General features: G+C 44.4%; 25 protein-coding genes and 1 riboswitch. Of the genes, 21 read left to right on the forward strand and 4 right to left on the reverse strand.

Annotation, left to right across the window (positions count from 1 at the left end; translation table 11 throughout):
• Positions 1-230 precede the first annotated feature (230 nt).
• From H70737_RS07205 to H70737_RS07220, 4 genes are all read left to right on the forward strand, one after another.
• Complete coding sequence (locus H70737_RS07205; RefSeq protein WP_042185948.1) at positions 231-4,340, forward strand: S-layer homology domain-containing protein; 4,110 nt, start codon at positions 231-233, stop codon at positions 4,338-4,340.
• A 121-nt stretch (positions 4,341-4,461) separates the two neighbouring features.
• Positions 4,462-4,570: riboswitch (guanidine-I (ykkC/yxkD leader) on the forward strand.
• Positions 4,571-4,656: 86 nt separating this feature from the next.
• Positions 4,657-5,001 (forward strand): DMT family transporter, encoded by a 345-nt coding sequence (locus H70737_RS07210; RefSeq protein WP_042125357.1) that lies wholly within the window; start codon positions 4,657-4,659, stop codon positions 4,999-5,001.
• Positions 5,002-5,316, forward strand: a complete 315-nt coding sequence (locus tag H70737_RS07215) for a DMT family transporter (RefSeq protein WP_042125359.1) — start codon at positions 5,002-5,004, stop codon at positions 5,314-5,316.
• A 134-nt stretch (positions 5,317-5,450) separates the two neighbouring features.
• On the forward strand, positions 5,451-6,350 hold the full coding sequence (locus tag H70737_RS07220) for an aldo/keto reductase (protein ID WP_042185950.1): 900 nt from the start codon (positions 5,451-5,453) through the stop codon (positions 6,348-6,350).
• 79 nt (positions 6,351-6,429) lie between these two features.
• On the opposite strand, the gene H70737_RS07225 is transcribed toward H70737_RS07220, so the two are convergent.
• The gene (locus H70737_RS07225) at positions 6,430-7,503 is read right to left on the reverse strand and encodes a M42 family metallopeptidase (RefSeq protein WP_042185952.1); all 1,074 of its coding nucleotides are present in this window, start codon (positions 7,501-7,503) and stop codon (positions 6,430-6,432) included.
• Positions 7,504-8,051: 548 nt separating this feature from the next.
• Between H70737_RS07225 and spoVAC the strand changes: the two genes are divergently transcribed.
• From spoVAC to H70737_RS07300, 15 genes are all read left to right on the forward strand, one after another.
• Positions 8,052-8,555 carry a stage V sporulation protein AC gene (gene spoVAC / locus H70737_RS07230; protein ID WP_042185955.1) on the forward strand — a complete coding sequence of 168 codons (504 nt, stop codon included), beginning with the start codon at positions 8,052-8,054 and terminating at the stop codon, positions 8,553-8,555.
• Entirely contained in the window at positions 8,552-9,583 is a 1,032-nt protein-coding gene (gene spoVAD, locus H70737_RS07235) for a stage V sporulation protein AD (protein WP_042185957.1), read from the forward strand. Before spoVAC ends, spoVAD begins: the two co-directional genes overlap by 4 nt.
• 2 nt (positions 9,584-9,585) lie before the next feature.
• Complete coding sequence (gene spoVAE, locus H70737_RS07240; RefSeq protein ID WP_036675923.1) at positions 9,586-9,936, forward strand: stage V sporulation protein AE; 351 nt, start codon at positions 9,586-9,588, stop codon at positions 9,934-9,936.
• A gap of 191 nt (positions 9,937-10,127) precedes the next feature.
• Positions 10,128-11,084, forward strand: a complete 957-nt coding sequence (locus H70737_RS07245) for an AAA family ATPase (RefSeq protein ID WP_042185959.1) — start codon at positions 10,128-10,130, stop codon at positions 11,082-11,084.
• A 1-nt stretch (position 11,085) separates the two neighbouring features.
• Positions 11,086-12,330, forward strand: a complete 1,245-nt coding sequence (locus H70737_RS07250) for a DUF58 domain-containing protein (RefSeq protein ID WP_042185961.1) — start codon at positions 11,086-11,088, stop codon at positions 12,328-12,330.
• Between the two features lies 1 nt (position 12,331).
• Entirely contained in the window at positions 12,332-14,569 is a 2,238-nt protein-coding gene (locus tag H70737_RS07255) for a DUF4129 domain-containing transglutaminase family protein (RefSeq protein ID WP_042185963.1), read from the forward strand.
• Between the two features lie 88 nt (positions 14,570-14,657).
• The gene (locus tag H70737_RS07260; RefSeq protein ID WP_042193454.1) at positions 14,658-15,179 is read left to right on the forward strand and encodes a YqeG family HAD IIIA-type phosphatase; all 522 of its coding nucleotides are present in this window, start codon (positions 14,658-14,660) and stop codon (positions 15,177-15,179) included.
• A 2-nt stretch (positions 15,180-15,181) separates the two neighbouring features.
• A complete protein-coding gene (gene yqeH, locus H70737_RS07265; protein ID WP_042185965.1) occupies positions 15,182-16,309 on the forward strand; it encodes a ribosome biogenesis GTPase YqeH in 1,128 nt (375 codons plus the stop codon).
• Between the two features lie 15 nt (positions 16,310-16,324).
• Positions 16,325-17,200, forward strand: a complete 876-nt coding sequence (aroE, locus tag H70737_RS07270; RefSeq protein ID WP_269321813.1) for a shikimate dehydrogenase — start codon at positions 16,325-16,327, stop codon at positions 17,198-17,200.
• Positions 17,201-17,257: 57 nt separating this feature from the next.
• Positions 17,258-17,551 carry a ribosome assembly RNA-binding protein YhbY gene (gene yhbY / locus H70737_RS07275; protein ID WP_042185967.1) on the forward strand — a complete coding sequence of 98 codons (294 nt, stop codon included), beginning with the start codon at positions 17,258-17,260 and terminating at the stop codon, positions 17,549-17,551.
• 34 nt (positions 17,552-17,585) lie between these two features.
• Positions 17,586-18,188, forward strand: a complete 603-nt coding sequence (locus tag H70737_RS07280) for a nicotinate-nucleotide adenylyltransferase (protein ID WP_042185968.1) — start codon at positions 17,586-17,588, stop codon at positions 18,186-18,188.
• Complete coding sequence (gene yqeK, locus H70737_RS07285) at positions 18,160-18,738, forward strand: bis(5'-nucleosyl)-tetraphosphatase (symmetrical) YqeK (protein WP_042185970.1); 579 nt, start codon at positions 18,160-18,162, stop codon at positions 18,736-18,738. Before H70737_RS07280 ends, yqeK begins: the two co-directional genes overlap by 29 nt.
• Positions 18,735-19,082 carry a ribosome silencing factor gene (rsfS, locus tag H70737_RS07290; RefSeq protein WP_042185972.1) on the forward strand — a complete coding sequence of 116 codons (348 nt, stop codon included), beginning with the start codon at positions 18,735-18,737 and terminating at the stop codon, positions 19,080-19,082. Before yqeK ends, rsfS begins: the two co-directional genes overlap by 4 nt.
• On the forward strand, positions 19,079-19,999 hold the full coding sequence (locus tag H70737_RS07295; protein WP_042185974.1) for a CvfB family protein: 921 nt from the start codon (positions 19,079-19,081) through the stop codon (positions 19,997-19,999). The genes rsfS and H70737_RS07295 overlap by 4 nt, the downstream gene beginning before the upstream one ends.
• Before the next feature lie 100 nt (positions 20,000-20,099).
• On the forward strand, positions 20,100-20,870 hold the full coding sequence (locus H70737_RS07300) for a class I SAM-dependent DNA methyltransferase (RefSeq protein WP_042185976.1): 771 nt from the start codon (positions 20,100-20,102) through the stop codon (positions 20,868-20,870).
• A 261-nt stretch (positions 20,871-21,131) separates the two neighbouring features.
• On the opposite strand, the gene H70737_RS07305 is transcribed toward H70737_RS07300, so the two are convergent.
• Positions 21,132-21,290 carry a hypothetical protein gene (locus H70737_RS07305; protein ID WP_036675694.1) on the reverse strand — a complete coding sequence of 53 codons (159 nt, stop codon included), beginning with the start codon at positions 21,288-21,290 and terminating at the stop codon, positions 21,132-21,134.
• A 130-nt stretch (positions 21,291-21,420) separates the two neighbouring features.
• A complete protein-coding gene (locus H70737_RS07310; protein ID WP_042131966.1) occupies positions 21,421-22,377 on the reverse strand; it encodes an ArsR/SmtB family transcription factor in 957 nt (318 codons plus the stop codon).
• 326 nt (positions 22,378-22,703) lie between these two features.
• On the opposite strand from H70737_RS07310, the gene H70737_RS07315 reads away from it, so the two are divergent.
• Positions 22,704-23,969: a glycoside hydrolase family 27 protein gene (locus H70737_RS07315; protein WP_405175954.1), complete on the forward strand. Its 1,266-nt coding sequence runs from the start codon at positions 22,704-22,706 to the stop codon at positions 23,967-23,969.
• A gap of 12 nt (positions 23,970-23,981) precedes the next feature.
• Entirely contained in the window at positions 23,982-24,941 is a 960-nt protein-coding gene (locus H70737_RS07320; protein ID WP_042185980.1) for a glycoside hydrolase family 43 protein, read from the forward strand.
• A 93-nt stretch (positions 24,942-25,034) separates the two neighbouring features.
• On the opposite strand, the gene H70737_RS07325 is transcribed toward H70737_RS07320, so the two are convergent.
• Positions 25,035-25,562, reverse strand: coding sequence for a hypothetical protein (locus H70737_RS07325; RefSeq protein ID WP_042185981.1), 528 nt, complete (start codon positions 25,560-25,562; stop codon positions 25,035-25,037).
• Between the last annotated feature and the right edge of the window lie 207 nt (positions 25,563-25,769).

Consider the following 25,769-nt stretch of genomic DNA (forward strand, 5'->3'; position numbering starts at 1 on the left):
AATTGTACCATAATATTGAATAAATGGATTGTGAAAAAGAATATAAGCGGCTAGCTGTTTTGAACAGAAACTTGGTTTCTTTGTAGTTCAATCCTTGGAACACGAATTGTGCTGCCTATGTGTAGCGTTGTGTCGAGAGGGCAGTAGCTTTAAATCCAAGTAGAAAATATTGGTATTCTATAGTATGATCAAAATTGCTAGAATTACAAAAAAATACAAGGAGCGCGAACATGAAAAAGGGGAAGAATTATTTTATTCTAGTGTTATTATTTATTTTACTGATTAACTCACTGGGGGTTGGAGTTCCCACAGCGAGTGCGGATTCCTCAGCGGTGCCTTTAGAACTTTCGCTTCCGGCTAATTTGACAGACTGGGTAATGGATGAAGAAGCGGGCTATATTTATGCCATCTCCAGCGCGGAGAATAATCTTTATTTTATTCGGCTTAGTGATCTTAAGATTGAGAAGACGCTCAATGTGGGCTCGAACCCGTCTTATCTTGCAAGGGATGGGCAATCTCTGCAGATCGCGCTTTCCGGAGCGACGATGATCAAGACAGTAGACTTGTCCACTCAACAAATCTCGAACACGATAATCACAACTGGAATCCCCAACTCAGTCGCTGCTACTTCCAAATTTCTTTTCTATGGTACTAGTAATGGGGTTTATAAATATGACAAGTCCAATCAGTCGAACAGTCTATTATTCCGAAACTTTTTATATAACGGTGTGGCTCTGGCAGTTGATGAGTCCTCCAATATGCTGTTTGTCGGTGAAATATCCTCGTATGCCGGAATAACGGCTGTAGATATTAAGACCGGTGCCGTGCTGAGCCAGGATATTGACGACGATATGGAGATTGGAGGAAATTCCATATCGCTTCAGCATATTTTTGTGGATGATCAATCCGTATATTTTGGTGGGCATCAGTTCAATAAAAGGAATTTGATAGAGACCACGGGTACCTACTCGAGAACGAATGGCGATTACACCTATCTCGAAGCTGTTATATTGGATGTATCAGATACATATGTTCTTACTACGCAAGGGGTATACGATAAGGAGACTTATACTCCATTGGCGTTATTCCCTTCCGACAAAAGATTTGCTTTGCTCGACTCGAACGGTCAAGCTTATCTGGCAGGTGAATCGAACTGGTTCGATAATGCCAAAAGTATTACCCGAATTGGACTTACCATCCCGTCTAGACCCACTTCGCTGTTAACGACAGATGCTTATTCCATTCGAAGCAATCAAGCGATTACGGATTGGACTACTACGGATAATTCTCCTTATATCTATGCTATTATGGCAAGCACTAATGAGCTTGTCACTATCAGTAAGGCAGATATGAGAGATGTAAAGAAGATGTTCATTGGTTCCAACCCGAGTAAGATCAAAATACTTAATAATAAGCTCTATATCCTCTTTAAAGGTGAAAACAATATCAATATTATGGATCTGCAAAATGGTATTCCATCAGATGCTGCTGTCAGCAAAATTACCACTAAGCACTATCCGCTTGATGTCTATCCTGATAACAATAATCGAATTTTATATTACGGCGGGACATTTGGGGGCGGTATCAGTGTAACCTCGGCAGTCTATACCTCGGTTACAGATACGGTATATGAAAAGGAAACTGGGATCAATCGCTCCAGCACCTATTTGCTTCTCCCGGATCAACATATTTTGTATGGTGGAGATACCTTCTCTCTCTATAAATACAACTCTGATAATTTTGATGTGATAGAGAGAAAAGACGGACAAAGTGGTTCTTATGATGCAAAGCTCTTTCTCGATGAAGGTAGTCTGTACTTTGGGAACCGTAGAATGGATGCGAATCAAACGTCTACCCTGTACGGGACCTATGCGGAGCAAATTATCTACGCGCGCGGCAGCCTCGTATTCAGTAACAGCGCCGTCTACGACAGAGACAGCTTTACCAAACTGTATGATTTGTTAATGTTCAACCAGCACACATATGTTGATGCGGATCATACTATTTTTGTATCCGATGCAGGTAGGTTATATAAATTCAATAATCTTCAAGAGATGCAGGCGATAATGAATGAGGGGCGTCAGCCTTCTAATGCCATCTTCGTGGACGAAAACTTGACACTTGGCGCGATTGACGGTTATTTATCTTTTGAACCTCCTGCTAACCAAGATGGTATTACGAATTATACAGCCTATTATCTTGATCAGAATGGAAATAAACTTAAGCAGATTGGTATCTATAAGAAGACAGAATTATCGACAGATTCACTCCTTGTTTATGAAATATCCCATTCGACTCTGCCCGCAGGAGCGGTAAGTATTGGGGTATACCCGGTTGTTCGTTTTGTAGATTATGGAAGTGAAAGAACACTTGATGTTCATACAACGGCTCCAATCTATGATGCGCCGAGTTATCTGCCTGTGGACTTTTCAGTCACAGATACGAATCCGGACATCAATAAATTTTCGGGTACAGTGACATGGAAATCTGGAATCGCTGAATTACCAGGTGTCCGCTATTCCTTATACTTTATCAATGAAGAAGGTGAGCTTGGAGATGCCATCGCAGTAGTAAATGGTGGGCAAAAGAGTTACTCCCTTACTATTTCTGAAAGAAATGTGCCGGTGGAAGCTTTAGCAATCGGTATTTTCATGGAAAATGATGATTTCATATCACCATTCTATAGCAGATCAATTCTTGAAGATAAAGTCACACCAGATATCTTGGTATCGTCCATTACTATACACAAATACCAGGTGCAAGCGGATAATATCGTTGTGAATAACCTGGTCGCCGGAGATATCGTTCGTGTTTACAATGAGCGACTAACCCGTTTACTTGGTTACGGGATCGTTGATCCAAACAAAACCGCAATTACGATTACTATAAGTAACGTTGGAAATCCGGGGGAGAAACTCCTTATAACCCGGCAATCAGCCAAGAAAATTGAAAGTATGGGGACTTTAGTCGTTGTACCTCCTATTACAAATGATAGCGGCGGCAATGGAACCGGCGGCGGTGGTACTGGCGGCGGTGGAACTGGTGGTGGTGGAACTGGCGGCGGTGGAGCTGGTGGTGGCGGAACTGGTGGCGGTGGCAGCACGGGTGCTGTCCCTACTGACAGTGCCAAGGTAGTAACCACAATCAAAGAAAACACAGATGGAACCAAGTCATCTATGACAGAAGTGGCAACAGCGTTTATTTCAAAGACAATAAATGATCCTGAATTCAAGAAAAATCCAGTAATCATTATCAAGGCTGATGAAAAAACGCCAACTCAAAGCAGTCAATTTCAGATAGATTTAAGTTTATTAACAAGTATTAATAATAACTCTAAGGATGCTGTACTTATTCTGGAATCATCATCGGGCAAGATTCAGCTCCCTGTAAATTCCTTGTTCTTGGCAGTTTCCGGGAACAGTGGTTCGGGGCAGAGTGTTATCATTACGATTGCGCAAGCAGCAAGTGACTACAAGGCCAAATTGACTACTCAACTGAGTGGCTCTGCCAGTGTTACGCTGGGAGGACCTGTGGAGTATGAAGTTAAATTGATTGGAAGTGGCCAGGATCGTATTCTTTCCAATTTCTCAAGTTATGTCGGTCATGTGATGAATTTTAACGTAGCCCAAGATGCTAACGCTGTTTATACTGGCCTGACCTATGATTCGGTCACACGGACTTACGTTCCGGTTCCGACCATCTGGGAATGGAAGGATGGAGTTTTGCAGGTCACAATGAAACGTAAAGGGAACTCTGTATATACTGTAGTTCAAAACCATACACAATTTAATGATCTGAATAACAGCAATCCGTTTAAAAACAGTATCTTAGCCTTAGCGAACCGAAGCGTGATCAATGGCTATTCTGATGGAAGTTTTAAGGCGGAATCTGTTGTCACGCGTGCTGAGTTTGCCACCATGCTAAATCGTGCTTTAGGTATTTTACCGAAGCTGGAGGCTTCTAGAAGTTTTAAGGATGTTAAGGAAGGTGCTTGGTATGTATCGCAGGTCAATGCTGCCATCGATGCTGGTCTGATAAACGGTTTTACAGATGGAACATTCCGCCCGAATCAAGAAATTACGCATCAAGAGATGATTGTTATGCTTGTCAACGCCTTGAAATATGGCGAAATGAACACAAATGTTAATAAAACCTCTTCGACAGCACTTCCTATTAAGTTGCCGGATTGGGTAAAACCTTATTATGTTATTGCCTTGGATAATGGAATTCTGCCGACGGACGGTCCGTTCCAATTCCAGTTGGGTAAAAAAACTGAGCGCCAAGAGAGTGCAATGCTATTGTTCCAATTGATGAAGATCCTTAAACTTACAAACGCTTAGTAAGATGCAGGGGGATTGTGGATCAACTGGTTCACGCCTATTTCAGAATTGTTGTCAAACTTTTATTTAGAAAAGGTTGATTTTATCACCCCGATTTGCTACCATACGATGTAACTTAATAGTTATTGTTTTCTAGGGTTCCGCAGCTGGTGCACAGCTGGTCTGGTCCGAGGGGAAACGCACGAACAGCATCGTTCGTGTCTACACGGAGGGATAAAAGCCCGGGAGGTATCGTTATAAATGACGATGACCTTCCGGGCTTATTTGTTTGTTTCGTGGGCAATTATAAAGTTAGTGAATTGAAGGAGGGCTTGGAATGAAGAACAATTCAGAGTGGTTAAAGGTAGTTGGTGCAGCTGTTTTCGAGGTCATGTGGGTCATCGGCTTAAAACATGCTTCCACGATGTGGGAGTGGCTGATAACTGTGGTAGCTATAATAATAAGCTTCTATGTGATGATTTCAGCGAGTACCAAATTGCCGGTCGGCACGGTATATTCCGTGTTTGTTGGTCTAGGAACTGCAGGGACAGTAGTTGCGGACATGGTTTTATTCGGAGAACCGTTCAAGTTGATGAAGCTGGTTCTAGTGGTTATTTTGCTGGCAGGCGTTATAGGATTGAAAATGGTGACCAAAGAAGCCGAAGTAAAGGGGGAGTCTTAAATGGCATGGGTATTTCTGGTCGTTGCTGGTTTATTTGAAATGTTTGGAGTAGCTATGATTAATAGGTTGAATAAACACCGGAATTTCCTGTCGTTCGCGCTGCTCTTTCTTGGTTTTGGAGCAAGCTTTCTGTTTCTGTCTTTAGCTATGAAGAGTCTGCCGATGGGAACAGCTTATGCGGTATGGACGGGGATCGGTGCATCCGGCGGAGCGATTCTGGGGATGATATTGTATGGAGAGGCCAAAGACTGGCGCCGGATCGTCTGTATTATTATGATTCTGGGGGCCGCTGTGGGACTAAAGCTGATAGCTTAGTTAGGTATTCATTCTTTACTTTTTCTCTTCAAAAGAGAGATTAGTTATAAATTGGACACGATTCAGATGTTTAGAAAGGTTCTTATAGGTCGTATAAAGTAAGTATACAATACTTCAATAAGGGGATTTTTAATATGACTAAGGATTCAATCGAACATTTGGCTGAAATCGCAAGAATGAACCAATCTAACCGCATGCTGCTTCCAGATGGAACGTCACTTCCCAGAATTGGGCAGGGAACTTGGAATATGGGTGACGACAATTCCCGTAGGGAGGAAGAGATTGCTGCCCTGCGATTAGGCGTGGAGCTAGGCATGGATTTAATAGATACGGCTGAGATGTATGGGGACGGACGCTCGGAGCTTTTAGTAGGTGAGGCTATCCAAGGCATTCGGGATCAAGTTTACCTGGTGTCAAAAGTCTATCCACATAATGCCGGGAATGAGCAACTTATCCGCAGCTGTGAAGAAAGCTTGAAACGCTTGAATACGGATCATCTGGATCTTTATTTGCTGCATTGGCGGGGAGATATTCCACTAGAAGAGACTGTTGTCGGTATGGAGAAACTAGTCTCACAAGGAAAAATAGCAAGATGGGGTGTATCCAATTTCGATGTCGACGATATGAAAGAACTGCTTGGTATTGCTGGAGGAACTCATTGTGCAACCAATCAGATTCTATATCATTTAGGGTCCAGAGGAATTGAAACTGAACTGCTGCCATGGCAGAGAAGTCACAAGATCCCGGTAATGGCTTACTCACCGCTTGCTCAAGCTGGTTCACTCCGAAAAGGAGTAATCGAGAGTGAAGTCGTTCAGGAAATCGCCAGTGCACATCAGGCAACACCGCTTCAGATTATGTTAGCTTGGACGATGCGTGAAGAGGATGTTATTTCTATCCCAAAAGCTTCTTCTCGTAAGCACGTCATTGAGAATGCTGCTGCAGGCTTGATTACGCTAAGTGACGATGAAATTTGGAAGCTGGACGAAGCTTTCCCAATACCTTCTTGGAAAGTACCGCTAGATATGATTTAAATTAGTTCTATTCACATAAAGAGAAGCCCTCAATCACTGTAAAAGTGTTTGAGGGCTTCTTCTGTCATTCCTTGTGCGATTAGCTGTTCTCAATAATTGTCTGTAGTGTAGTCCGGTCAAGGCCTTCTACCAGCTTGATCAGAAGCTCTTTAGCAGCATCGTAGTCATCACTGTGAATCACTGATGAAGCGGTGTGTATGTAGCGGGAGCATATTCCGATTACTGCGGAAGGAACGCCAATTCCACTAACATGAACCTGACCTGCATCTGTTCCGCCTTGGGATACAAAATACTGATATTTGATCCGGTGGGTATCCGCTGTATCTTGTACATATTCAATCAGACCGCGATGTGTAACCATCGTAGGATCAAAAATACGTAAGAGAGCTCCTTTGCCCAGATGGCCAAATGCCTGACTGTCACCAGTCATATCGGCAGCAGCGCTCGCGTCCAGACCGAAGAAGATGTCAGGTGACAGGAGATTAGCCGCAGTACGCGCACCCCGAAGACCTACTTCCTCTTGTACAGTGGCACCAGCGAAAACGGTATTCGGCAGCTTTTTACCGTGCAATGCTTTAACTAGTTCAATGGCAAGACCTACGCCGTAACGGTTGTCCCAAGCTTTCGCCAAGATTTTTTTGGGATTAGCAAGGGGAGTAAAAGGACAAATCGGCAGAACTTGTTGGCCTGGTCTAACGCCAAAGCTTTCTGCTTCTTCACGGCTGTCTGCACCGATATCAATATACATTTTGCTGATTTCGCCAGTCTTACCACGTTCTTCGTTGCTTAGCAAATGGATAGGCGTACTGCCAACAACTCCGGTCAGTGTTCCTTTAGGTGTAATGATATGTAGGCGCTGGGATGCAACAGCAGAGGCAAGCCAGCCGCCAAGTGGTTGAAAACGGATCATACCGGTGTTAGTAATTCCAGTTACCATGAAACCTACTTCGTCAAAATGCCCAGCGACCATAATCTTTGGCCCGTTCTCTTCGCCGCGGAGTACGCCGAACAAACTACCGAGACGATCCTGTACGAACTCTTCAGTATAAGGAGTCATAGCATCCTTGACGTAAGCGCGGAGTTCGCGCTCAAATCCTGGGGCTGAGGGAAATTCGGTAAGTGTTTTGAACATGTCCAATGTTTCTTGATTCATATGAATTCACTCCTTTATTAAAATATAAGAACTCATTTATACATCATTCTTATATTTCTACGAGAAACGGATGTTATCCATAATGGACCACATCGTTATTTCTTCCTGCAACCTAGTATGAACATTCTGAGCTCACTTGTCCATGACAAGAGACAATGAACACCGGGCACGAGCTCCACGAATACTATGCATTAGAGGCTTTGGTGGCAGGAGCCTTAGAAAGGATGCGAAGATGAATGAGGGTAGCGGGTAGCGTACCCCCAAGAAGGGTGCAGGGAGGATTATCAAGTAGGAGCCTACAAGGAAACGGAACGCGCAGACGATACTGGCGCCACAATCCAAGGGAAAGAGAAGCAGTACTTATTTTTGTGCTCTTTTTATTGCTGATTGTTGTGTTACTGTATTTTTCCTGAACTGGAGGGACATAACGAAGCGGAGGATGGCAAACAATAAGGAAAACTTCTAAGCGAAGAACAACTTAAGGGGCTTAAAAGTGAGTACTATGATGCTTGTCAGCCCCCTTCGCCTAACTTTCAGGAGGTGCCTCAATGCCGGCGAAAACTAAGAAATCGGGTGTCAAGCTGAAGCTTGACACCCTGACTCCACAAGATTATGAGAAATTGTCCAAGCCTTTTGTTCCTGCTAGGCCCGTATTCAAAAACTGCATACGAGCGTTTATTGCTGGCGGCATAATCTGCGTTATTGGACAAGGGATTCAGGAGGCTTTTATGGCAATCTTCGATATGACCTCCAAAGAAGCTGCCAGTCCCACAGTCGCGGTGATGATCCTACTCTCTGTAATTCTGACCAGCTTTGGCGTATACGACAAAATGGCGCAATGGGCTGGTGCAGGAACCGCAGTTCCAGTGACGGGGTTCGCAAACAGTATGTGCTCTGCAGCTCTGGAGCACCGCGCTGAGGGTCTTGTACTTGGTGTAGGCGGCAATATGTTTAAGCTTGCGGGTTCGGTCATCGTATTTGGTGCCGTCGCTGCTTTCATAATTGGTATCGTCTATATCTTTTTGGGCACAGGAGGTGCACACCATACATGAAACAGCTTGGTAGTCAGACATGGGAGTTCACGAACCGCCCCATTATTTTAGGCTCTTCCGCAGTAGTTGGACCGGAGGAGGGAGAAGGTCCTTTAGCTTCTGATTTTGATTTTATTTTTGATACGCTGGAAATGGATGAGAAGACATGGGAGAAGGCCGAGCGCGCTCTGTTCGAGAAGGCTTGCCATCTGGCTCTGATTAATGCGAATATCGATAAACAAAAGCTGGAGTTTTTTGTTGGCGGAGATTTGATGAACCAGATTATCAGCAGCTCTTTCGCGGCAAGAAAATTAGGTGTGCCTTATCTCGGAGTCTTTGGTGCTTGCTCTACTTCTATGGAGAGCCTTGCGATTGCCTCAATGATCGTTGATTCTGGAGGCGGTAAGTATGCGCTAGCGGGAACATCAAGTCATAACTGTACGGTGGAGAAGCAGTTTCGTTATCCAACGGAATATGGTTCGCAGAAACCCCCAACGGCGCAATATACAGTTACAGGTTCGGGTTGTGCTGTAGTGGGTCAGAATGACGGTTCGGGTAACTATCCAGTCGTGGTGTCTGCCACGCTTGGACGTATTATGGATCTTGGTTTGACAGATCCTTTTAATATGGGGACGGCTATGGCACCCGCGGCCGCGGATACAATCACTGCGCATTTTCGGGATACAGGTCTATCGCCCGGGCACTATGATTTAATTGTTACCGGCGACCTGGCATCCGTAGGGTTACCTATAGCCAAGACCCTATTGGCTAAAGAAGGAATTCCTATGGAGCAAACAACCTTTGACGATTGTGGTTTGCTTATCTACGACTTGGAGAAACAGAAATATGTGATCGCTGGAGGAAGCGGCTGCGGGTGCTCAGCGGTTGTAACCTATGGTCATATCCTTAAGCGGTTAAAAAAAGGTGAACTTAAACGGGTTCTTATAGTGGCAACGGGCGCACTTTTATCACCTTTGTCTTATCAGCAGGGAGAGAGTATTCCATGTGTTGCTCATGCCGTAGCCATAGAGAGCGGAGGTCAAGCATAATGATGATTTACTTATGGGCTTTTCTGATTGGAGGAGCCATTTGCGTTATAGGACAGCTGATGTTCGATGTATTGAAGCTGACACCTGCACATACGATGAGTACCTTAGTTGTAGCCGGAGCGATTGCTGATGCTTTTGGTATCTACGACCCACTTGTGAAATTTGCGGGTGCTGGGGCAACCATTCCGATCACAAGCTTTGGGAACTCATTGGTTCATGGGGCATTAACGGAGCTGGAGCGGGATGGCTGGATCGGTGTAGTTACGGGTATCTTTGATATTACAAGTGCGGGCATCTCGTCAGCTATTGTGTTCTCCTTTTTGGCAGCTTTAGTTGTACGGCCGAAGGGGTAAAGTCGATGCTACATGAAAAGGTTGTCGTCAGAAAAAGACGGCATCCTTTTTTTGTTATTTTAAAATTGTAGGATGTTTCATCTTATGGTTTTTTTTGTATCCTCACTTCGTGATCTTCAACAATGTACTTTGGGTCCCCTAATCATGTAAAATATAAATAATACTGTTTATTCTGACTAGGAGGATCATATATGCCCGTACGTCAAGAATCGATGCACACTATGAATGCTGTACGCACTAATTTGGAATCCTGCATACTTGGAAAATCATTTGAAATACAATTATTGTTAACCGCTCTGCTTGCTGGTGGTCATGTATTGATCGAGGATGTACCGGGAACAGGAAAAACCCAGCTAATACGCGCACTTTCAAGATCAATGTCCGGTGAATATCGCCGAATTCAGTGTAATCCAGATATACTTCCGAGTGATATTACAGGTGTATCTGTTTATCATCCTAGGGATGAGATGTTTCATTTCCGGCCTGGTCCGGTGATGACGAATATTTTGCTAGCCGATGAAATTAACCGTGCTACTACGAAGACACAATCCGCACTTCTGGAAGTGATGGAGGAACGAAACGTTACCGTAGATGGAGAGACGTATCCACTTCCTCATCCTTTCATGTTATGCGCTACCCAGAATCCGATAGACTTTGAGGGAACCTTTACACTGCCTGAAGCCCAATTAGATCGATTCATGCTAAGAATTAGCCTTGGATATCCTGATGCAGCGACGGAGAAAAATTTATTGCTGAGCCATCAGGAAGGCCAACCGGTGGACAGGCTTTCGCCAGTAACAAGCATGGAACAAATTGCAGGGATTCAGGAAGAAATTCGTGACATCTTCATGAGTGATCCTGTGCTGAATTACTTGTTAGATATTGTGCGGCAGACAAGAGAACATCCACTTGTAATGCTGGGTGCAAGTCCACGTGCCTCACTATCCTTTATGATGGCTTGTAAAGCTTATGCCTTTTTGCAAGGACGAGATTACGTTCTGCCTGATGACGTGAAGATCCTTACTCCATTTGCCTTGGGTCATCGAATATTGCTGCGTCCAGAGTCGCGCCTAGATAATATTAGCGTAGAATCTTTGCTTCAAAAGCTTCTGCAGAGCATTCATGTGCCTGTTACGATGAGGCAATGATATGAGACGTTATTTGTCGTCGGTTGCAGCCATCATTCAGCCCTCTAAGCTTGCAAGCATCCTTGTAATTTGGAGTATTACACTCTTATATGTACTTTTTCAGGGCGGGAAAACAGCATTTATGTTGTTTATCATGGTCTCTGTACTTATTGCATATTTGATTGCTGGAGGTTTAGGAGGCGTTCGGCGAGCTAAGGGCACTCGCAGTCTTTATTCTGAACAAGACAAGGGAGATTTGCTCTCTGCCGGAGGGCATCTTCGTGTAAAACTAAAGGTTACAATCCCCGGGATTTTGCCCTTGCCTTACGTTGTTGTAAGGGAAGTTCTTAAGCGGCATAATGGAGAATCGTGGGTATTTGAAGAAAGTGTGATTCCAAGCCTCAGAGGCATTGGGGAACTGAAGTTTCAGACACCAGCCTTAGAGCGTGGAACATACACATTCGCTAATACGGATATTATCAGCCAAGATATATTTGGGCTTGTCGAGCATAAGGGAACATTTTTATCGGAAGGACAATTTCAGGTTTTGCCTCGTGCGATCTACGTTCCGCGCTGGCAGTTATATGAGAGAAAATCTCGGCTATCTGGACCGCAGACATCCGTTGTTCAATCTCGGCGTGAAACCACACAGATTAATGGCGTCCGTGACTATGTATATGGTGATCGCTTGACGCGAATTCACTGGAACGCTACTGCTAAGACAGGCTCTTGGAAATCCAAAGAGTTTGAGCATGAGTCGATTCCCAAAACCATTCTAGTCCTTGATGGAAGCACATCAGCTTATATGAATACGAATCAATTCGAACTAGCAGTTTCGGTGACGGCATCACTACTCGGCTTCGGCATTCGGGAGAGAATTGGAATTGGACTGTGTTGTTTGGATAAGACGACGAAGGTGTTCGCACCAGTTGAAGGTGCTGCTGAGCGTCAGAAGATGATTCAATATTTAATCGATCTAAACGCTGAGGGACGCGGTCCGCTTATCTCCCGATTGGAAAAAGGATACCGTATGTTTCCTAAAGGCTCTTACTTCGTGTTAATTAGTCCACAGCGTGGACAGCCTGTACTTGATGCACTACGTTGGGCTGACAGCAGAGGAATGACTGCTTCTCACATTCATGTGCGAAATTTGGCAGAGGTAAATAGAGGTAACGATTGGATAGACGTCCTTAGATCTCGTGGAATAACCGGTTATGGTATTAGCTCGCTTCAAGAGCTTCCCTCAGTGTTAGGAGGGGAAGGTTGATATGAGAACCTGGTGGAATCAGATAAAATTCTCCTGGCACCGTTCCGTCGGCCTATTATGGCTATTGATTATTGCACAGCAGTGGATTTCTTATACGGAACCCATCTGGCTAAATCAAACCACTGCTTCTGTATGGGCTGCCCTATTAACGATCACTGTCATTGAGATTTTTATCCCTGTTAAAGTCCAATTCAGACTGATTATAGAAGCAGTAGCTATTATCTATATCGTTTATCGCAACATTACTAATTATGGAATTTATGTTCCTGATCCATGGGCCACAAGCCTTCTTGATAAGCTCCAGGATATTAGTGTGTATATGGTGCCGTATATCTGGTTTGCTCTTGGTGCCTCTGCTTTGCTGTTGCTATCGTCTTGGTGGGTATCCTCTAAGAAGCGTATCTTATGGTTTATAGGAATGAACATTGTAGCGCTGGCTGCGCTTGATTCCTTTACATCTATTGTATTGTGGCAGGAAGTGGCTTGGACAGTATTTGCGGGTATGGGCTGGCTTGTCAGCCAGCACCTGAGAAGTTTTCAGCTACATTATCCGCGTGGATGGGTACATTTGCTGGAATATCCCTCGAAAATAGTCATGAATATCGCAATCGTCTTCTCTCTGGTTATTTTAATCGGTGTGAATATGCCGGATGTAAGGCCTACTTTGACGGATCCTTATACGGCGTGGCAAGAGTGGAATGGAATTGGAAAGTCTTCTGGTAAGAGCACAACTGGAACAACAAATTCCAATACGGGCTCAGGTTCCTCGGTTAACAATACTTCGTCTGGCTATAGTCTGAATGATGACAACCTGGGCGGGGGCTTTAACTTCGATTATACCCCGGTGATGACAGTAGTTTCAGATTTACGTGTTTATATGCGAGGAGAAACACGCAGAGTCTATTCTGGAAGTGGATGGTCGGATAAGGATCGATTGAAGCGAGGACCAATAGAAGAGGTGGAGACGGGGAAATCCTTGGAGCGAAGTGTGGCTTCTAAGGTCACTACCCGCACATTGAAACAGACGGTTAAAGTGCTTAACAATAATGAATTTCCGGTGTTATTCGGTGCTTATTCTGTAACTTCGGTGGATTCATTGAATGGTGAGGCAGCCGGGAAGGGTCTTTTCTGGAGAGATCGTGATAGTGAGCTTCTATGGGATATGGATAAGAAGAAACTAGACTATCCCTCGACCTTCGAGCTGACTTCTGAAGTTCCCGTCATTCCTGTTCAGGAATTGACAGCAAAGACCTATGAGGAGCTATACAAAGGTAATGATCTGGAGGAAAGCTTCCTTCAGCTGCCTGATGACTTCCCTCAACGGGTTAAAGATCTGGCCGAGGAAATTACAGCCCAAGGAAGAACACCGTATGAAAAAACAGCACTTTTGCAACAATACTTACAACAAACCTTTCCATATACCAACAAGCCGGATATAACACGTGTTTCAAGTGAGGATTTTGTAGATGGATTTTTGTTCGAGTTGAAGGAAGGTTACTGTGATTATTATTCTACGGCACTAGTCACTATGGCACGTTCCCTAAACATCCCTGCAAGATGGGTTAAGGGTTATGCACCTGGAGAACAGCCAGAAATGCCTATGAATCTGGCGCAGCAGGTGGGTGCGGCAAATAATAATTACACGATTACCAATGCAGATGCCCATTCCTGGGCTGAAGTCTATTTTGGTGAGTATGGTTGGATTCCTGTTGAAGCTACACCGGGGTTTAATGTTCCTCTCCTGACTAAGAATGAGCAAATACCGGAGACAGACCCGGAAGATCAAGATGAAATGGCAGAACCAACACCTGCACCTGTGACTAATGCACAAGCAGATCAAGGCTTCCATGTGGGTTTATGGGTAATTTTGGCGGCAGTGGTTGTATTATTATCCTGGACTATTTTTAAAGTTTGGCATATTCGCTTTAAGCTTCGCTTCTTCGTTCAACAGATGCGAATGGGCCGACCTTTAACGCCTGATCAGAAAGTTGTGGCTGAAACTGAGCGTTGGGTAAGGTATTTGCATCGTAAGGGAATGATGAAGGAAGAGCATGAAACATTGCGTGAAGCCGTAGTCCGCTGGAGTCAGGAACGACCTGCTGTGGCCAATCATCTTTCTTCACTGCTAACGATGTTTGAACAAGCGAAGTATAGCCCTGATGTTATTGAAGACAAAGACTGGCAGAGCGTGTATACTGAAGCTTTGCGGCTGCGGAGAACGATAAGATCCAAGAAATAGCCTTTATGCAGTAAATCATTGCTATAGATTTATTTGCGTAGCGCATGGAGTATGTTATAGTTTTTTGTATGAAATCGAGGTGAACGTATTGTTTGAAATGTTAGTTCCCAAACTCCGGGTGAATACGGTATTCGATATTTCTCTAGAAGAGCTGTATCGACAGGGATACCGTGGAATCATTACGGATCTGGATAACACACTGGTCGGTGCCAAAGCGCCTGTGGCTACTCCGGAGCTGTTGTTATGGTTTGAGAAGGTGAAGGAAGTGGGCTTTAAGCTCATCATCGTATCCAATAACAACATGGAACGGGTGTCACGCTTTGCTACACCGCTTAATATTGAATTTGTGCATCAGGCTCGTAAACCGAGTAATGCTCCTTTTCTCAAAGCGATGAAGCAGATGGAGTTGCCACCGGAGCAGACGATTGTGGTGGGAGACCAAATGCTTACAGATGTATACGGCGGCAATCGGCTTGGCCTGTATACCGTATTGGTGCTGCCAATCTCCGTTAAGGATGAAGGGTTCGGCACAAGATTTAATCGTCGGGTAGAGCGAGTTGCTCTGACACGGCTTCGTAAAAAAGGATTGTGGCACGAGGAGGAAAAATAGTAATGAACGAACAAAGTGAAACACAGCGTACTGAGAAGTGTAGCGGCTGTGGTATCAAGCTTCAGACGGAGCATAAGGATCAACCAGGATACCTTCCGGAAGTCGCACTAGATCGGGACCCTGTGATTTGCCAACGCTGTTTCCGGATTAAGAATTATAACGAGGCTTCATCTGTTTCTGTGAACCAGGATGAATTTCTTCGCTTGCTGAGTGGAGTAGGGGAGAAGAATGCACTTGTTATTCATATTGTTGACATTTTCGATTTTGAAGGCAGTTTGATTTCCGGCCTTCAGCGGTTTGTCGGTAATAACCCAGTTATTCTTGCAGTGAATAAATGTGATCTGCTGCCTAAGGTTACGAACTGGAATAAACTGCGTAACTGGATGCAACAACGCTGTAAAGAAGAAGGATTGCGGACAGCTGAAATCGTACTTTGTAGTGCGAAACGTAATCAAGGCTTTGACCGTTTACTGGAAGCTGTAACAGAACTGCGTGGTGGGCGTGATGTTTATGTAGTGGGTGCTACGAATGTAGGGAAATCCACGCTTATCAACCGTTTGATTTCGGACTATAGTGATTTGGAGCAGGAGTTAACCACCTCGCGTTACCCTGGTACAACACTGGATACGGTCAAAATCCCACTAGATGATGGCCACTATATTATAGATACGCCAGGGATCGTGTATCCATGGCGTTATAGTGAACTAGTTGAGCGTCAGGATCTGGATGCAGTTATGCCGGCCAATCCGTTGAAGCCTGCTGTCTACCAGTTGAATGAAGGACAGACGCTATTCTTCGGTGGACTGGGACGTTTTGATTTCGTGCAAGGTCCGCATCAATCGTTCACTTGCTTTATTAGTGGTACTTTAAAAATCCATCGCACCAAACTGGAACGTGCAGATTCCCTTTATGCGGACCATCGTGGTGAAATGTTGTCTCCTCCAGGAAGTGACCGGATGGACAAGCTGCCACCATGGCAACGGCATGAGTTCCGAATTAATAAAGGCAGTCGGAGCGATCTATATATTTCAGGTTTGGGCTGGATTAAGGTCAACGGGACAGAAGGCGCAGTCGTGGCTATCCACGTTCCGCGTGGTGTGAAGGTGCTTACCCGCCCTTCGATGATCTAACGGGAGGCTATTACAGTGTCTTTGATAACTGCAACCGAGGGCTACAATACCGGGAATATTTTACTGGGCGTAATGGGAGATCCTATTATACAATCCAAATCTCCTATTATGCATGAAGCAGCACTGCAAGCACTGGGAATTCCGGGTGCTTACGTGCCGCTTCATATCCTTCCAGAGAATCTGGAGGATGCGGTGCAAGCGATTCGCACGCTTGGATTCCGTGGCGTAAATGTGACGATTCCGCATAAGGTTGCGGTGATGGCTTATGTGGATCTATTAGATGAAAGTGCGGTAGCCGTTGGTGCAGTCAATACGATTGTTAATAATAACGGGATACTCACCGGATATAATACGGATGGAATCGGTTATGTACGTTCGCTTAAAGCGGAAGCTATTTCTGATTTGTCAGGTACGAAGATTATGGTGATTGGAGCCGGTGGAGCAGCAAGAGGAATTGTTGCCGCACTGCTTCAGGAGAAGCCTTCTTCTATCCTTATCGCTAATCGCAGTGTTGATAAGGCACAGGACTTGGCTGCAGAGTGCCAGAGCAAAGGGAATGTGGTCGGGATTAGCATGAACGAAGTAGCGGAAATGCTAGATGGCGTTGATGTACTGATCAATACAACCTCCGTAGGAATGTATCCTCATATGGATGAGACACCTATAGATCCTGAACTGCTTCGTGCAGGGATGGTCGTAAGTGATCTGATTTATAATCCACTGCGCACGCGTCTATTGTTAGAAGGACTTGAACGAGGCTGTACGATTCATGGAGGCCTCGGGATGTTTGTCTATCAGGGAGCCTATGCACTGGAATATTGGACAGGGCAGCCTGCTCCTACGGAAATCATGCGACAGACCATACTCCATTGTCTGGGTGGAAAAGAGTAAGAAATGGATTCATCAATTTAGGGTAATAATATATGTTAATTAAGGAGTTATTCATTTATGTTAACTGGTAAACAAACACGGTATCTTCGTTCATTGGCGCATCACCTCGATCCTATTTTTCAAGTGGGCAAAGGTGGAGTAAACGATCACCTCGTACGTCACATTGAAGAAGCTATTGAGAAGCGTGAGCTTATGAAGATTAGTATATTGAGCAACAATATTGAGAATCCCAAGGAAATCGGTGCTGCATTGGCCGAACAATCGGGTTCTGAGCTTGTACAAGTGATCGGAAAGACCATTGTCCTTTACAAGGAATCGCGTGATAACAAAACTATTGAGCTGCCACGCTAATACCTGAAAGCATACTACCGAGGAGGTCGTCCTCTTGAAAGTTGGAATTATGGGAGGTACCTTTGATCCTCTTCATATTGGTCATATGATGGCAGCGGAAGCAGCTAGAGAAACTTATGGACTTCAAGAAGTATGGTTTATGCCTTCACATATTCCGCCTCATAAACATGAGGCAGGGGTATCTGGAGCAGATCGGCTGGCAATGGTGCAGGAAGCGATACACAATCATGAAGCTTTTCGCACATTAGATTGGGAAGTTGTCAGAGGTGGCGTTTCTTATACGTATGAGACCATAAGACGGCTGCAAGAGGCGTATCCGCATTTCGATCTTTATTTCATCATTGGAGCGGATATGGTCCAGTATTTACCGAAATGGAACGAGATTGAAGAGCTTGTGCAGCGGCTTACATTTATCGGCGTAGGTCGTCCGGGAACACCTCTTGATCTAGACGCATTGCCAACTTATATAGCAGAAAAGGTACTACTAGCAGATATGCCTCTGGTTGATATTTCGTCAACGATGTTGAGAGAACGGGCTGCAACTGGAAAATCCATTCGTTATATGGTACCTGAGGCAGTGTTCGATTATGTTCAAAGGAGTGGATTGTATGGCATACAGCCGCGAAGCTCTGATTGAGGCGGTCTCGACACAAATGCCTGCTAAGCGCTGGAAGCATACACTGGGCGTCATGGAGTCATCCATTCAACTAGCGGAGCAATATGGCGCTGATCCTGAGCGTGCGGAGACAGCGGCAATTCTGCATGATGTGGCCAAGTATTGGCCTGTGGAGAGAATGAAGGAGATTATCGAGCAGAATCATCTGAACTTGAATCTTCTGAAGCATGACAAGCAGCTGTGGCATTCGGAAGTAGGTGCCTTTGTAGCAGAGCAAGATTATGGGATCACAGATCCGGATATTCTTAATGCGATCCGTTTTCACACCTCAGGTCGTGAAGACATGAGTTTACTTGAGAAAATTGTCTGTCTCGCCGACTATATCGAGCCTGGCCGAGATTTTCCAGGCGTTGATAAGATACGTAAGCTGGCTAAAGTAAGTTTGGAAGAAGGACTAGTCGCTGGATTTGATTCTACGATTAGTTTGCTACTGGAAAAACGCCGAGTGATCTTTCCGTTAACGGTACTGGCGCGTAATGATTTAGTTAGAATATTGGAGGATAAAATATGAGTGTACAACCAAGCAAGCTGTTAGAACTGGCCCTTAAGGCTGTGGAAGATAAAAAAGCAATGAACGTAGTGGCATTAGATCTGCGTACTGTTTCACCGATTAGTGATTACTTTGTTGTATGTCACGGTAATTCGGATACCCAAGTTCAGTCCATCGCCACCGAAGTCCGCAAAGTGGTCCATGAAGCAGGCGGAGTAATTAAGGGGATCGAAGGAATGGATTCAGCACGCTGGGTGCTGATGGATCTTGGAGATGTTATTGTTCATATTTTCCACCGCGATGAACGTGAATACTACAATATTGAGCGTCTGTGGTCGGATGCGAAGGTAGTGGAGACTGTATGAGCCTGATTGCAGGAACTACAGTTACACTTAATGTAGTAAGAGAGGTATCCCCATACGGATTTTTCCTGAATGCAGGAGATCAGGATGTTATGCTGCATTATACTGAGCTTACCGAGAAGGTTAAGACAGGCGATAAAGTAGAAGTCTTTATCTTCTTCGATACCGAGGACCGTCTAGCGGCAACGATGAAGAAACCGTTTCTGACATTGGGCGAAATGGCCTTATTGGAAGTGGCTGATATCCATCCGCGTCTAGGTTGCTTCTTGGAAATGGGTCTCGGACGGCAGCTGCTGCTGCCTATTCGTGAGCTTCCAGAGCTTCCAGAGCTGCGCCCTCAGATCGGCGACTATGTGTATGCGATTATGGAGCATGATAAACAGGGGCGTCTTCGTGCTAAATTAGCTGGAGAACAGGAACTAGCTCCGCTAGCTCTTCCTGCGCCTGAATCCTGGATGGGACAGACTGTGACAGCCCGGGTGTACAAACCGCTGCAAATGGGGACTTTTGTTCTTGTAGATGCTGGGGTTTTAGGCTTTGGTATTATCGGTATGGTCCATTCCTCTGAACGGAGTCGTCTACTACGTCTTGGAGAGCAGTTCGAAGCACGTGTCTCCCATATTCGCGAGGATGGTCGTGTTAACCTTTCTATGGGTCTCCGTAAAGAAGTAGGCATGGATGTAGACTCTGCCACGATTTTGGAATTCTTGCATGCCCGTCCGGGTGGAGCGATGCCTTATTCGGATGCTACACCACCGGATATTATCAAGCAGCGTTTCGGAATTAGTAAATCAGCCTTTAAGCGTGCGCTTGGAAAGCTGATGAAGGAAGGCCATATTACCCAAAAAGAGAATTGGACGTATCTTGCTCCTAAGGAAGAGGAAGGTTCAACCGAGGGAAATGAAGAAACAACCGAATAATTTAAAACATAAGAGATCTTGTGGGGACGCCTAGAGCGTTTATGCTCGATGGGTCAATAATAGAATCATATTAAATGTTGTAATAGAAAGCGGTGTACTAGTGTCTTCCTATGGGAAATTTGCTTATGTATACGATGAGCTCATGGCAGATATGCCGTATCCTGATTGGATCTCCTTTGCTGAAACCGCATGGAGCAAATACGGTAAGCCTGTAACCGTGGCTGAGCTTGGCTGCGGCACCGGGAGTATCACTATTCCTTTGGCGGGTTCAGGGTATCATATGACCGGAATCGATCTATCTTCAGATATGCTCTCAGTGGCACAGCGCAAAATGGAAGAGCATCCCCAGGGACGGCGTTTCTTGCGTGAAGGTAGTGTTCGTTGGATTAGACAAAACATGAAGGAATGGGAGCTTCCAGAGCTTGTGGATTCTGTGATTTCTTTCTGTGATTGTCTGAATTATGTGCTGGAAGAAGACGATATCAGAGCTGTCTTTGCTAGTACCTTTGCAGGACTAAAGCAAGGTGGCACCTTTCTGTTCGATGTGCATCACCCAAACACACTGATCCGTTATGAAGAAGAGCAGCCCTTTATTCTGGACGAACCATCGGTGTCTTATATTTGGACTTGTGAGATGGATGTTCCACGCCGCGAAATAGAACATCATCTGTCCATTTTCGCTCGCGAAGAGGGACGGAGTGATGTATATCGCCGTTTCGAAGAGACGCATATTCAGCGTGCCTACGATCCCCAGTGGATGAAGGATGAACTGCTTAAGGCTGGATTTAGTGATGTGAAGACCTACGCCGATTTCGAGTGGATAGAGGCGGATGATGATGCGGAACGTTTATTTTATATTGCTATAAAATAAATATTCAACACTAAGAGGGGCTGTCCCAAAAGCTATGAAAATAGCTGATGGGACAGCCCTTCTTTTTTGAGTTCGGTGTGGTTCCTGCTATTGAAAACGAGGGGCTAAAAATAAGCAGATAACGTCATCTGAGTCCGTATGCTTCATGGAATGTTGGATTCATGATTCATGATTCGTGTATGAAGAAGTAGCTCTAATTGCGCAAAATATGTATATCAAAAAAACCGGGCAGTGTTTATGCCACCCGGCATCTTCCAATCCTTACCGATGCTCAAACAGATCAATGGCACCCAATACGACATGAGCCAGACCAAATCCAAGTACGCCTGTTGCTGCCATCTTATACTTGCTTCCAAGAAAAGCGGCGCTAGAAGCGGTTACGACGGTTCCAAGAACAGCGGGAATTAGACCTTCACGCATTCGAAACACTCCTTCTCGGTGGTTTGGGAGACAGGGTTATTATGAGTCAAACTCAAAAAAATATACAAAGTAAAAGAAGACCTTAGACCAGTTATTGCTGGTTCTAAGGTCTTTTTGTTTAGGGAATATTTTACTCTGATAAGGTAACGGCAGTACGAGAAGCGCCAATTTCTACTTCATGAACATCATATAGTACACGCGCCAGTAAGTCCTGGCTATAGTTGCCGAAATGTTTGCCGTAAATGGTGAGCCCGCGTTTGTTTACAGGCTTGTCCGTTACGGCTATCCGGAAAGTAAGCTCGCTCTTGTAATCAAGCTGAATATCATCCAGGGTCACGTCAGAAATCCGGCAACCGTCAATAAAGCTACCTTCATTATTAATACGGATCAGTTTGAGCATACCATATTGGTTTAAATGTGGAGGCCACCAGTCTGGATTAAACGTTCCACGGGTGTCTCCGAAATCTCCAGGACTAGTCCAGTAGCCGATTTCAATTCCATTTAAGTAGAAATAAAGATCGGAGGGATAGTTATCGTTAGATCCAGGGGCCTCAGAGCCAATCTCCATCGAGAATTGGATTTCGCGGAACGTTTGATTAGCTTTAAGATAGTTCGGAATTCTATATTCGAGAAAGCCTTCAGCCATCCAAATGATCTCGGATTCAATCCGCTGAGGATCAGCGAAATAACGGGGTTCGTCGAAGTCGCCGATAATGCTGTCTTTGGTAGCAAGACCGCAGGTCGGAACAGCCTGATAGTTGCTATAATGTCCTACTTGGATTTCTACTTCGTAGAGATTATCAACATCCTTGCTGCGAAGATCAACAATAAGCTTATCCTTATTTAAATAGCAGACCTTCTGAATACCGTGTTTACCCACAGATGTGTTTATCTCGATGAGACCGCTTTCTTCTAGCTTTTTAATATGCATCGTGATTGCGCCATTGCTGAGGTTCAGCTTCTTGGCAATTTCATTCAGATTCAGTGCTTGATTGGTAGCTAAAAGTTCGAGTATGAGGATTCTGATTTCAGAACTAAGCGCCTTGAATATTTCAAGACCACTCATTAAATCTTTAATATAGATCATTTTATCAATACCTTCTTCCAAATGGTCATAAATGAATACTGTTTTATGAAATTATAAACTAATATAGCATATAAATAAAGCATCCTTCCTTGTTTTGTAGAATGATAAAAATAAGGGGGATTTTTTCCTTTTTTTGCATTTAATCTAATTTAATTTAAAAATTAATGAAACTAATTCACGAAATAAGATGGTTTTACACCGGAATCATGTTACTTTCACTATTTATTTTATAAAAGTATTAAAAGGTTTAAATAAATATGTTTACAAGTCTTTTTGTCTATGCTATTTTTAAACTGAAAGTCTAAGAAAAGGACGTGAAAATCATTATGTTAGCTGCAACGCCCCCGATGGGCTGGAATAGCTGGGACTGTTACGGAGCTAGTGTTAATGAAGAAGAGGTAAGAGGCAACGCTGAATATATGGCTGCTCATTTGAAGGGATTTGGCTGGGAATATGTTGTTGTAGATATTCAGTGGTATGAGCCTGGAGCGAACTCTTCGCAATATCGTAACTTTGTACCGCTGGTCATGGACGAGTATTCCAGACTTCAACCGGCAGAAAATCGTTTTCCTTCCGCAAAGGGAGGCAAAGGTTTTGCCCCACTCGCTGAATATGTGCATGGATTAGGGTTGAAATTCGGCATCCATATTATGCGTGGAATCCCTCGACAGGCCGTTCATGCGGCAAGTTCCATTCTAGGATCTGAGCAAACTGCACGTGATATCGCACATCCCAATTCTATATGTCCGTGGAATACAGATATGTATGGAGTAGATGCTTCTAAAGAAGGCAGTCAGGCTTACTATGATTCTCTTTTCCAGCTGTATGCCAGTTGGGGCGTAGATTATGTGAAGGTGGATGATATTGCCGCTTCACGTATTTATGGATACCACAAAGACGAAGTTGCCATGATCCGTAAGGCTATCGACCGCTGTGGTCGTGAAATGGTGCTTAGTCTTTCACCTGGACCTGCTCCGGTAGAAGAGGCTGAACACTTAGCTGAACATGCTAACCTGTGGAGAATGACCGACGATTATTGGGATCATTGGCATTTGCTGCGTGGAATGTTCGAGCGCTGCGAAAAATGGGCTCCTTACGTTCAGCCAGGCCATTGGCCAGACTGCGATATGCTGCCGCTAGGTCATCTTGGGATTCGTTCCGTTGATGGCGGGGGAGACCGATTTACAAGGTTTACTCCAGACGAACAGGTTACCATGATGACGCTCTGGACTATTTTCCGTTCGCCTTTAATGTTCGGGGGAGAGCTTAGAGACAATGATGAGTGGACATTATCTTTGTTAACCAATAGGGAAGTGCTTCACCTACATCATTTTGGTAAGGGTGGTAGACAAGTAGAGCGGAACGAAGAGTATGCGATCTGGACTTCTGAGGATGAACAAGGTAACCACTATGTAGCGTTGTTTAATCTCAGTGACAAAGAGTCGACACTCCAGGTATCGTTCCAAAAGCTAAATGTTTCAGTTCCAAAAACGATACGTAATCTGTGGCAAAGCCATGACCTGGAAGTTACTAATGAAGGGGTTACGCAGGTTCTTCCACCGCATGGTTCTGCATTGTTAAAGCTTTTATAGAGGAGAGAGATTATGGATACGAGTAGAGAGTACAACAACCCATTGGTGGAGCAACGTGCTGATCCATGGGTATATAAACATACGGATGGATATTACTATTTCACAGCTTCTGTTCCAGAATACGACCGGATCGAATTAAGAAGATCGACAACCATCGAAGGATTAACTACTGCAGAACCAGTTGTAGCATGGCGCAAGTATGAGACGGGGCCGCTTAGTGCTAACATTTGGGCGCCGGAAATTCATTACATAGACGGAAAATGGTACATTTATTTTGCCGCAGCACGGACTACGGAGACGACGGATGGTTTGTTCGATCACCGTATGTTTGCGCTCGAGAATGCATCTGCTAATCCTTTAGAAGGAACATGGGTAGAAAAAGGTCAAGTGAAGACCGCTTGGGAATCGTTCGCTTTGGATGCGACAACGTTTCAGCATAAAGGAAAACTGTACTATGTATGGGCTCAGAAGGACCTGAATATTGAAGGTAATTCTAATCTGTATATTTCTGAAATGAGCAACCCGTGGACACTCACAGGTCCTCAGACTATGATTGCTACTCCAGAGCATGACTGGGAAATTATAGGGTACAAAGTAAACGAAGGCGCAGCAGTACTGAAACGAAATGGTTGTATCTTTATCAGCTTTTCGGCGAGTGCTACAGACTTCAATTATTGCATGGGACTATTAGTAGCGGATGAAGACAGCGAACTTCTGGAGGCAGCTTCATGGACTAAACTACCAAATCCTGTATTCCAAACAAATGAAGAAAATGGACAATTCGGTCCAGGCCATAATAGCTTTACGGTCAATGAAAATGGGGAAGATGTGCTCATCTACCACTGTCGCAATTATAAAGAAATTACTGGCGATCCTCTTTATGATCCAAACCGTCATACACGTGCTCAGGTCTTCCATTGGAATGAAAATGGCACGCCGAATTTTGGAGTACCTGTTAAGGATGCGCAATAAAAATAATCCGTTTTGCAAAAAAAAGAGGGTTACCCCTAAGCCACGTAAATGGCCGCTGGGTAACCCTCTTTTTCATATGTTACGTGTTGCTGCTTAAGGTATATATTGTTGCACGATGGAAGTGATTACGCCGTCCTGAATCGTAAGGTGATAAGGGAACTGGCTTAGATCGAAAATATCCGTTTTATTAAATTGATCGATAAATTGCTGTAAGGTGATAGCTTCGTTCCACTGAATGTCTAAGTCCTCAATGTTACCAGTGTGATCAAAGATCTGCATGGTGACTTTTGCGTTATCCGCGATCGGATAGGTTGTCAGTGTATCAACATCATTAACAACATAATATCCGTCTGGAGCTCCGCCAATTTCTGCTGCACCTTCTGGGTCTCTCTCAGCAAAGATTCGGTCAGCATCAGCACCCTGATACCAGTTTATTTCATCGGCTGTAATGGAAAGCTTGCCATTCTCGGATTGAATAGTATGGATATATACCGTCTGTTGCTGAGTCTTGCCACTATCTTGCGCATCTACTCGTGTTCCAACGGTACTAGCAGTAGTAATTAGGGAAAGAAACAATAGAACAACAACCGGTAACACATACGCTGACTTTTTCTTAAACATTAGAAATCTCCCCCTTGAGATATGTAAAAAGGTTGTATATATCTTATTACCCGCTACGTTTTTTCCTAAACGGGCTATATACTTCTATTACGTTAAATGAGCAGGTTTTGTTGCAATTTTTTAAAAATATTTCTGAAAAACGATGCCGGTCATGAATCCGCTAAAAATGATAGTAAAAGTTTGTCTCCTCGGGCATATTAAAATGTC

Origin of the sequence: Paenibacillus sp. FSL H7-0737, assembly GCF_000758545.1 — a bacterium.
In the GTDB taxonomy this organism is placed as follows: Bacteria; Bacillota; Bacilli; order Paenibacillales; family Paenibacillaceae; genus Paenibacillus_AQ.

Bases quoted from the DNA above. Each gene is read 5' to 3' on its own strand.
- H70737_RS07250 (WP_042185961.1), top strand. From the start codon at position 11,086: ATGAGACGTTATTTGTCGTCGGTTGCAGCCATCATTCAGCCCTCTAAG.
- yhbY (WP_042185967.1), top strand. From the start codon at position 17,258: ATGTTAACTGGTAAACAAACACGGTATCTTCGTTCATTGGCGCATCAC.
- H70737_RS07210 (WP_042125357.1), top strand. From the start codon at position 4,657: ATGAAGAACAATTCAGAGTGGTTAAAGGTAGTTGGTGCAGCTGTTTTC.
- H70737_RS07215 (WP_042125359.1), top strand. From the start codon at position 5,002: ATGGCATGGGTATTTCTGGTCGTTGCTGGTTTATTTGAAATGTTTGGA.
- H70737_RS07225 (WP_042185952.1), bottom strand. From the start codon at position 7,503: ATGAATCAAGAAACATTGGACATGTTCAAAACACTTACCGAATTTCCC.
- spoVAD (WP_042185957.1), top strand. From the start codon at position 8,552: ATGAAACAGCTTGGTAGTCAGACATGGGAGTTCACGAACCGCCCCATT.
- H70737_RS07310 (WP_042131966.1), bottom strand. From the start codon at position 22,377: ATGATCTATATTAAAGATTTAATGAGTGGTCTTGAAATATTCAAGGCG.
- H70737_RS07295 (WP_042185974.1), top strand. From the start codon at position 19,079: ATGAGCCTGATTGCAGGAACTACAGTTACACTTAATGTAGTAAGAGAG.
- H70737_RS07255 (WP_042185963.1), top strand. From the start codon at position 12,332: ATGAGAACCTGGTGGAATCAGATAAAATTCTCCTGGCACCGTTCCGTC.
- H70737_RS07220 (WP_042185950.1), top strand. From the start codon at position 5,451: ATGACTAAGGATTCAATCGAACATTTGGCTGAAATCGCAAGAATGAAC.
- H70737_RS07245 (WP_042185959.1), top strand. From the start codon at position 10,128: ATGCCCGTACGTCAAGAATCGATGCACACTATGAATGCTGTACGCACT.
- rsfS (WP_042185972.1), top strand. From the start codon at position 18,735: ATGAGTGTACAACCAAGCAAGCTGTTAGAACTGGCCCTTAAGGCTGTG.
- yqeH (WP_042185965.1), top strand. From the start codon at position 15,182: ATGAACGAACAAAGTGAAACACAGCGTACTGAGAAGTGTAGCGGCTGT.
- spoVAC (WP_042185955.1), top strand. From the start codon at position 8,052: ATGCCGGCGAAAACTAAGAAATCGGGTGTCAAGCTGAAGCTTGACACC.
- H70737_RS07320 (WP_042185980.1), top strand. From the start codon at position 23,982: ATGGATACGAGTAGAGAGTACAACAACCCATTGGTGGAGCAACGTGCT.
- H70737_RS07315 (WP_405175954.1), top strand. From the start codon at position 22,704: ATGTTAGCTGCAACGCCCCCGATGGGCTGGAATAGCTGGGACTGTTAC.
- spoVAE (WP_036675923.1), top strand. From the start codon at position 9,586: ATGATTTACTTATGGGCTTTTCTGATTGGAGGAGCCATTTGCGTTATA.
- H70737_RS07305 (WP_036675694.1), bottom strand. From the start codon at position 21,290: ATGCGTGAAGGTCTAATTCCCGCTGTTCTTGGAACCGTCGTAACCGCT.
- H70737_RS07205 (WP_042185948.1), top strand. From the start codon at position 231: ATGAAAAAGGGGAAGAATTATTTTATTCTAGTGTTATTATTTATTTTA.
- yqeK (WP_042185970.1), top strand. From the start codon at position 18,160: ATGGCATACAGCCGCGAAGCTCTGATTGAGGCGGTCTCGACACAAATG.
- H70737_RS07325 (WP_042185981.1), bottom strand. From the start codon at position 25,562: ATGTTTAAGAAAAAGTCAGCGTATGTGTTACCGGTTGTTGTTCTATTG.